This window comes from Marinomonas sp. SBI8L (genome assembly GCF_001624705.1).
Lineage (GTDB): Bacteria > Pseudomonadota > Gammaproteobacteria > Pseudomonadales > Marinomonadaceae > Marinomonas.
In genome coordinates, this window is the sequence record NZ_JSEO01000017.1 from 110,754 (window position 1) to 118,709 (window position 7,956).

Below are 7,956 nucleotides of genomic sequence, written 5' to 3' on the forward strand. Positions count from 1 at the left end.
GATCGTTTTTCTACTCAAGTTAGACTAAGCAAATTATGGCAAACGCAGTGATATTACACCGTTTTCGTGCATGGTTTTTGGTTGCTTTATTTAAGGGGGTAATCTTTAGTGGCAGCGCTGTCGCTAATTACCCTGATTACTGGGATAGAAGCGCCTATGCGAACGAATGCAAAAATGACAGTTTGGCTGAAGTAATGCAGGACTTTGCTACCAGCTTTGGCTTATTACTAAAAATGGATAAAAACGTAGGTGGTTTATGTCAAGGTTGGGTAAGAGCTGAAAATGCCGTCTTCTTTTTGGACTCTTTATCTTATAAGTATCAGTTTGAGTGGTTCGTCTTTCGTCAGACGCTCTACATCAGCTCTATTTCTGATAATGAGACGCTTCGTTTAAAAGTGGACCCGAATTTAAAAATTGCCTTACGTGATTTGGGCTTATACCAGGAAAAATTTGGTTGGGGTGACATTGAGCTGCTGGATGTCGCTCTGATTTCAGGTCCACCATCTTACCTCAAGTTAATTAAGCAGTTGCTGAATAAAACCAAAGATGAGCAAGATGAAGCAAAAGAAACAATCGAGAATATTTATGTAATTCCTGTTATCCATTCTTCTGTGTATGACCACACCACTAAGGTAAGAGGAAACGATGTCACTGTACCAGGAATTGCAACTATCTTAAGCAAGGTTCTGGAAGACCTAGATACATCAGATGACTCTATCTCTAAAGACACGCCTCTGGTAAACAAAAAAGCGTCAAAGCTGCTCAAAGACTCGAAAAATAAAGCCATTTCAGTTCAGGCAGATATCCGTACTAATTCATTGGTTATTAAATCTACGGGTAAAAAATTTAACAGGGAGTTTTTTGAAAAGTTGGTAAAACAGCTAGATCGTGAACAAAAAATGATAGAAATTGACGCTATCATCGTCGATGTTAATAAAGAGAAATTATCCGAAATTGGAGTTAAAAGTTTTAAAACGAATAATTCAGAGCTCGACTTTAGTTTTGAATTACCGCAAGCCCAATCTATCAGCGGGAGTGAATCGACATTCTTATTAACTAATCCCGCAGAATTTATTGCCAATTTAAAGTTACTGGAAGGGCATGGGGACGCATCTATCATTGCCAATACGTCAATCCTGACAATGGAAAACCTGACAGCGGTTATTGATTTGAGTGAAACGCAATTTATTCAAACAGTTGGAGAGCGAGTGGCTAACCTCGAACAGCTCACCACAGGAACCTTGCTCAATGTTGTGCCACAGCATATTTCAACAGCTCAGGGTGACCGAATTAAATTAGTGGTCGAGATAGAGGATGGCAAATTCGAAGGGGGCAGTACATTACCTAGAATTGTGAAATCGAATATCAACACAACAGCAGTAATTAGCCAGAATCAAGCTTTAGTCATTGGCGGCTATCATGTGGAGGAAAGAGCTGAGAACCTGAATAAAATTCCTTTCTTCGGCGATATTCCATTACTAGGCCATTTATTTTCTTTACGTAGTGAAAAACATGTACAGCGTGAACGCATTTTTATTTTAACGCCGAGAGAATCGAGAGCCCAACATCGAGCAGAAAGTTACTCGTATTTTGGCCAAAGTAAATTGATTGCCGAAAATGTACAGAAAATAAAACAGCTTTGGTATAGAGCGAATCAAAATTACGTTGATCTGTTTGTAGAGCAAGTGCAGCAATACCTTAAGTATCAAACCATTAATGACTTCGCCGCTTCGACGATCTCTAAGGTGCCTTTCGAATGTAAAGCACAAGGTGTGGAGTTTGAATTCGAAGGCCTAGAACAGTTTTCTGGTGAAGGCATTGATATTTTTGTTGGTAAAGTGACTAAAACCAGCAAGCGTCCACAAACAGTTCATGAGAAAGCCTGCTTTGGTCGTGGGCTCATCGGAGTATCATTTATGGATGGCGATAGAGTTCTTCATCAAGAAGGGGATCAGAGCCGCGTATTAGTTGCCATCGAAACGGCGAAACTTAATCCAATCTCAAAACTCGGTGTGAGGTAATCATAGTGTATCTTTCTAAGTTTTTTGTATGTCTGCTTTCTTTCGTTTTACTCAGTGCTTGTAGTAAAGCGAGCATAAAGCAGGAAATTAATGGCCATGATTACCGGGTTTGGGTGACACCTGATTACGCTCCTGATAATAAATTTTCTGGCAGACTTGTTTATATCTCTAGTACCACATTAGAGCTTTTGAGCCCAATAGCGAAACAAAAAGAGTAGGAGGCAGTATCATGAATATCGGCTCCGTAAACTCCAACATTCAAACCTCACATAACCAACCAACCCAGACGCAACCTGCAAAACCTATTGCTAAAGAGCAGATCGCAAGTGATTCGAAAGAAGAGCTGCTAATGGCGGTAGCAACAAAAATGGGTGATGAAAAAAAATCACAAGACAATAAGATGCCTGCTAGCTCTGCGAGTTTGACTAAACGCGTTGAAACAGTCGAGCAAGTCAATGAATGGTTAGACAAGCTCAACGCTCAAGACAAAGAAAAAGTCTTGTCTCAACACTTAAGGAACGCGCTTAAAAACAACGCTGAACAAGCTTTGCCAATGCTTGTTGCTAACTCATTATCAAAGGGTGAAGAGCCAGCCATCATTTTCTTATCGTTACAAAAGCTCAATCAAGACAGCAACCTCTCGGAAGAACAACATGATCTAATTAATAGACTAACCGACGAGTTTACCAGTGAAGAGCAATACGTTACTTCAATCAAAGCATCTTTCAATATTGCTGAGGTTACGTCCCATTATTTTCCAGAAGAAGAGCTAGCCTCACAGTTTCGAGTCTTAGTTGGTCGGAGTAATTATGAAAAGTTAAATACGGCTCAGATTTTAGCAACATTAATGGAATCGGGCGAAGAGCAAAATTATGATAAGTTTTTAAATGCGTATGTCGATTCATTAGCAAAAGACTTTAGCCAAGACCTGCCTATACCTTCTACCAATGTTGATTATCTCATTGATAAATTCAGTCGCCTTAGTGAAGTTTCTGCCACCATGAGTGTATTAACAATGTCTCGCCAAACAATGGATAGAACTATCGCTAAGCATGACTCTCTAATTGACTCACCTGCTAGATTAGGAAGCGCTGTTTTAGATTATGTTCAAAACTCGAATCAAGAGAGTATTAATAAAATAGCAACAGAGTTTATGGGAGTTGGTCAGGACAAAAAGGTGTTTTTTGTTAACAGAGTATTGGATATGGTGAACCAGCTTCCAATACAAATATGGGAAGGTGATAATGAACTTCGTAATAAATCAATCGATGAGTTAGTTAAGTACTCATCGCACAATTCATCCGCTATTTTAGGTGGTTTTTCTCGATTAAACAAAACACTTGAAAATATAATTTAATGAAGTTTGATTTGTTTTCTGTAATAAAATATTAATATTACAGTATTGACATTTTATCGATAGGGTGAGTGCGGCTTTCAATTGTAATAAAAAATTCATAATAGAGAATTGACAGCTTTAAAGCCATCAATTCTCATCCTTTATTTTATATAGTCTTAAAATTTAATGTGAAGCTTTAAATTATATGTTTTTGAAGATTTATGTGTATTTTATTTTAATTTTTATTGTGTTAGTTATTTTTATTTGAAATACGAATCTCTCATTATCTCTCTTGCTCTTGAAATCCTTGATCGAACGGTTCCAATAGGGATGTTATACAGCTCAGATGTTTTTTGATAACTGTTACCAATTTCTATTGCTGAATTGAATACATCTCTTATTTCTTTTGGTAGTTTTTCATATGAGCGATTCAAACTTTTAGCCAGTTGCATATATTCATAGGAAGCCTCAGGGTCACGGTAAGAGATAGACTCGCCATCTAAATTGACGGTGATTTCTGACTCTAATAAAGGAATCATATCCGCGGTAAACTCAAGCCTGCTCTTTAGCTTTTTCCTCACATAGTTGCTAATTACTTTGGAAGCAACGCCACATAGCCAAGTCTTTGGCTGTGATTCATAGCGAAAGTTTTTATAAGATTTGAAGGCTTCAAATAATGTAATTTGATAAATATCCTCAACATCATTTTCATCCCAGACATTTTTATTAACAAACGCTTTTAACAGTTTTCCATGCTGAAAAATGAGTTCTTGAAAAGTCGGTTTATCAATGGAATTTTCGGTAATTGATTTTTTCTGTAATAGATTTTTTTTTTGGTTTCTCAGTATATAGAAACATAAATACTCCTTTAATTTATAAAATCGTAAGAATTAAATTCCTACGGCCTAGCGTTTTTATAAACGCTAATAAAATTATAAAAACAGGATTTATTTAATCAATTAAATTTTTTCTATTAAGAATTTTAATATATTAGACGTATAAAATATAAAATATAAGATTTATTAAATAATTCTTTAAAATAAATTTAAATAAATTTAATATATTTTCATTAAATATGAATAGTAAATGAATTGTTTTTAAATAAAGTACTGTCAGAGACTCTTAGTTGCCCTGTGTGATGTGAAATAAAATATATTTGGGGGGATGTATCTATGGTGTAAATCAAATTTCGAAGCGATTATAAAATACATATTTATTCGTTTTGTTGTTAAACGAAACTTAAGTTTTCATTTTTATATAATGAAGTGATATTTCAGTAATTATATAAGCCAATTAATTTTTACTATCGATTTAATGGTTGAAATCTATAACGAAATATAATATTGAAACTTAATAAAAGTCTTAATTTTTTCTTTATTGATATATCATTAATGCATGTGTGTAATATGGTGGATTATTGCTTTTTAATTAAAAAATAAATAAAGAGTGTAAAAACTCTCTTTGAGCAGATGTGATACCTAGGCTTTGCCTTTTGTAAGCTTTTTATTGCTGAAATTAAAATGGATTTATCATGGATCAGCAGATTTTAATCACTAATTACATCTTATTTATGTGGCAAGGTGATATTGCCTTTTAGCAAGGTGCCTAAAGTCAAACTATGCCGACCAAATTCAGTTAATTAACTTCAGCCAAGCAAATTCATCCCAACACTTTATTTCACTTTATTGATTATGAAAAGGAACGTCAGCCAGAAGGGCTGCCTTTTAAGCTTGAGGATTATCTTGAGCTCATTAATTTAACTGGAAGACTTGTTAGAGAAGATAAAAGGGGCTCTCTAGATATCTCGCTTGCTCCTATACTGCAGCGAATAAACCTCACGTCAGAGCAATGGATAGAAGTCACAACCGGCTTTGAGGAACACTTTAAAGCGGCAGTTGGATCAGAAGCTTATTTAGCTGAATATTGTGAACACACTCAACTGCAAGGGCGATCGGGACTAGCTGCTTGTAAGCGACTTCTATCTTAGGCTTAGCTCAATAAGTACAGCTATATTTTGATTAAACCTAAATATCATTAACGCGAGAGTCTTTTCCGTCTAAAAAATGAAAATCTTCAATAAATATCTCAAATTAAGCAATAAACGTTTAAAAAACCTCCAGTTTTTCAATTATAAAATGTAAAAAATAACTAAGTGAGTTTTTCAGGTGATGCTGTGTTTGATCTTTTTTTAGAATGGTTGTCTGAATAAAATGCCAAAACCGATTTGCATCAATGCTGAGTCAGAGCTGTTCATAAAAGGCGTCGTCACCAGCGTGGTGAGGGTTTTGAAGTAAAAAGCTCCTACAAAAGGGTGCTTTTCTTGTCATAGATTCAATGCTCTATTGAAGTGATTTTCCCTATATTCCAATGCTTGATTAAGCTGTTCTTGTAACTGCTCAAGCCGCAACGCCACATTGTGTTGATTTTCATCAGGTAGGTCTGAAAGGTTTTTCAGTGAAACCGCTTTTAGATCCATTAATAGCAGTAAAATTTGTTCCATCGTAACGCTCCTTGTTGATGGTTGATCAGTAGCCCATTCCTTGGGTGCCTATAAGTTAGTCTATCTGGCAAGTAATTCAATACTTAAAATACTTGATTAATTCATAGATAAAACTGTATGTGGACTCACTTTTTTTTCAACTGATATCGTTCTGTTCTATTTATTGGTTGGGCGGGCGGAATAATCCTATCTGACTGTTTTATTTGAATATTTTAAGGGATGTTGTTCATGAAAAAATTATTAGTATTTGCGGCTGTAGTTTGTTTCTCGACAACTGTTACAGCAGAGCAAAATATACAGTTGGCCGTTAAGTTCGATGATATGAAAATGTGCCTACATTCAGGAGTGGTTTTTAGTATTGGTGGTCGTATTATTGTTAATGGAAGTGAATACGAATGTGTAAACGCTAGAAAAAATTCGTACTATATTGATGAGAGTTTTTCTGCTCGTTGGATACCCGCAACAATATCAACAAAGCAGCAGAAGCCATAAGCAGTGACATATATCGATTTCGCGCAGTCAATTAAAAATAAAACATTACCTGAGTTAACATTAGAAGAGTTAGCTTTCGCTCATTTGAATGGTACCAGTTTCATTAGCATTAAAGGCGGCATTCTCTATTCAAACTTAACTTTAGTTATAAAAGAAATTAGGCATGCAAAAGGATTTGTTAATTCGAAAAGTTTTTTGCCATTGGCTGCAGCGTTCACTGTATTGGATCAGTTAGGTTTTTGTTATTCGAGAAATGACATAGCCCCTTTTAGTAACCCTAATGCAAGCGCAATAAAAAAATCTCTCTATTACTTTTGTGGTTTCCGTGAAAATGATAAAGATACCAAAGCTTTCTACGCATTGCGGAACTCTTTTTTACACACCTCATCATGTTTATCGAAGGCTAAGAATAAGAGACAACCAAATTATTGTTTTATTTTTGATGATGAAGCAGAGCTATTGATTACTTATCCTGATAAAGAGTGGGATGGTGAGTTTTTAACATTTGAGCCAAAACTCATGTCTACTGTTGTGAATCGAAAGATGCTAATTGGTCTTATACAAGATGCTGTAAAAAATGCGTTAAATTGTTTATATGAAGGCAAGTTGCTAGTTCACTGTGATGATAAAGAACCAGAGTTTTATTATCGTTTTTTACGATTCTCTGAATTTGACTGTTAAGGAGTAAGAATTGAGTGATTCTAAGCTAGAAGTTAAATTGACTGAAGTTAATTCAAACAAGCTTATTAAATGGATTGCCTGTATTTTTATGGCTGCTTCTGCAGTTATCACATTCGTATTTTGGATTTATGTTTCAAACTTTAAAGGTGAATTAAGCACTAAGCACGATGAATGGGGAATGTTTGGCGATTTTATTGGAGGTACATTAAACCCAATTTTAAGCTTCTTAGCTCTAATCGCTTTATTATTAACTATTGTTCTACAAAATAAAGAGTTAGAAGCTACTCGCGACGAACTCAAAAGATCAGCTGATGCTCATGAAAGCACTGAAAGAGTAATGGCTGAACAGCAAAAAACACTTAATAATCAAAAGTTTGAATCAACCTTTTTCTCTTTGTTAGAGCTCCATAATCAAGCTCTAGCTAAGATTACTGAAATTAATTCATATAGAGGAGTTACAAGCTCATTTGCGTCAAATGTTTGGAATAATGTATTTTTCGCTAAAACTATAGGAGAAGCGAAAGAAAAACTAGAATATGAGTCAAAGGGGATAATTGGTGAATACTATAGGGTTCTCTATCAGTTGCTAAAATTCATAACAATAAGTTTTCCTGAAAATAAAGAGCTTAATATTTCGTTTGAAGAATCTTTAGATAAGCCTGTCACACCTAATGAAAAACTATATAGCAATATGGTTAGAGCATTTATCCCAAGTATTGTTTTACAGTTATTAGCTGTGAATTGTTACTGTGAGAATGAAGATGAATCATACTGGGAATATAAAAAAATGTTAGAAAAACCTAGATCTCAACAATAAGTGACACACGCTTATTTAATAATACTTCAATTGGTGTGAGATAATTTAGCGATTTTCTCGGCCTAAAATTGATTAGCATTTGCGTGACTGTAATGTCCTGCTCTGTGAG

Annotated in this window: 7 protein-coding genes and 1 pseudogene; 5 read left to right on the forward strand and 3 right to left on the reverse strand. The window is 35.0% G+C overall.

Translation table 11 applies throughout. From position 1 onward, the window contains the following. Positions 1–35 precede the first annotated feature (35 nt). Both sctC and OA91_RS21220 read left to right on the forward strand, forming a co-directional pair. The gene (gene sctC / locus OA91_RS21210; protein WP_063339750.1) at positions 36–2,021 is read left to right on the forward strand and encodes a type III secretion system outer membrane ring subunit SctC; all 1,986 of its coding nucleotides are present in this window, start codon (positions 36–38) and stop codon (positions 2,019–2,021) included. Positions 2,022–2,250: 229 nt separating this feature from the next. Continuing rightward, positions 2,251–3,378 (forward strand): hypothetical protein, encoded by a 1,128-nt coding sequence (locus OA91_RS21220; RefSeq protein ID WP_063339752.1) that lies wholly within the window; start codon positions 2,251–2,253, stop codon positions 3,376–3,378. 239 nt (positions 3,379–3,617) lie between these two features. Here the strand turns inward: OA91_RS21220 and OA91_RS24110 are convergent, their stop codons facing one another. Then, positions 3,618–4,205 carry an RNA polymerase sigma factor gene (locus OA91_RS24110; RefSeq protein WP_082828060.1) on the reverse strand — a complete coding sequence of 196 codons (588 nt, stop codon included), beginning with the start codon at positions 4,203–4,205 and terminating at the stop codon, positions 3,618–3,620. A 1,475-nt stretch (positions 4,206–5,680) separates the two neighbouring features. Next, positions 5,681–5,857 carry a hypothetical protein gene (locus OA91_RS24350; protein ID WP_157203875.1) on the reverse strand — a complete coding sequence of 59 codons (177 nt, stop codon included), beginning with the start codon at positions 5,855–5,857 and terminating at the stop codon, positions 5,681–5,683. Positions 5,858–6,085: 228 nt separating this feature from the next. Between OA91_RS24350 and OA91_RS21230 the strand changes: the two genes are divergently transcribed. From OA91_RS21230 to OA91_RS21240, 3 genes are read left to right on the forward strand one after another with little or no spacing between them, the layout of a single operon-like run. Then, a complete protein-coding gene (locus tag OA91_RS21230; protein ID WP_063339754.1) occupies positions 6,086–6,349 on the forward strand; it encodes a hypothetical protein in 264 nt (87 codons plus the stop codon). Positions 6,350–6,352: 3 nt separating this feature from the next. Then, positions 6,353–7,030 (forward strand): hypothetical protein, encoded by a 678-nt coding sequence (locus OA91_RS21235; RefSeq protein ID WP_063339755.1) that lies wholly within the window; start codon positions 6,353–6,355, stop codon positions 7,028–7,030. A gap of 10 nt (positions 7,031–7,040) precedes the next feature. Then, the gene (locus OA91_RS21240) at positions 7,041–7,847 is read left to right on the forward strand and encodes a putative phage abortive infection protein (protein WP_063339756.1); all 807 of its coding nucleotides are present in this window, start codon (positions 7,041–7,043) and stop codon (positions 7,845–7,847) included. Here the strand turns inward: OA91_RS21240 and OA91_RS24860 are convergent. Further along, positions 7,831–7,956, reverse strand: a pseudogene (locus OA91_RS24860) (IS30 family transposase); the annotation flags it as partial. The gene OA91_RS21240 and the pseudogene OA91_RS24860 sit on opposite strands and share 17 nt — an antisense overlap.